The sequence below is a fragment of the Neisseria sp. HMSC03D10 genome, from assembly GCF_001807625.1.
GTDB classification, from domain to species: domain Bacteria; phylum Pseudomonadota; class Gammaproteobacteria; order Burkholderiales; family Neisseriaceae; genus Neisseria; species Neisseria mucosa.
On record NZ_KV789536.1, the window covers coordinates 29,991 to 30,349 of the forward strand.

Sequence of the window (359 nt, forward strand, 5' to 3'; positions counted from 1 at the left end):
AACACACAGCCGCCTGAAGGCGGCTGGCTATGCTGGCGGCTTCGGTGCGTGATGTCTGCTCGTTTCAACACACAGCCGCCTGAAGGCGGCTGGGCAGCGAGTGACGAAAGCCTTAACGCACTTGGGCGTTTCAACACACAGCCGCCTGAAGGCGGCTGGTATCAACACGTTTGCGACCGGCTGGATGTTGATTAAAGTTTCAACACACAGCCGCCTGAAGGCGGCTGGTGATTCTTCCTTTTTCAGCAAATGATAAATTTTATAGTTTCAACACACAGCCGCCTGAAGGCGGCTGGATCAACCCCGTGCAATACATCGGACCGGATACAGGTTTCAACACACAGCCGCCTGAAGGCGGC

Annotated in this window: 1 protein-coding gene; it reads left to right on the forward strand. The window is 55.4% G+C overall.

What is annotated here, in order from left to right; translation table 11 throughout:
• Positions 1-195, forward strand: a 195-nt coding sequence (locus HMPREF3066_RS13120; protein WP_168160655.1) for a hypothetical protein, incomplete at its 5' end; no start/stop codon positions are given.
• Positions 196-359 lie beyond the last annotated feature (164 nt).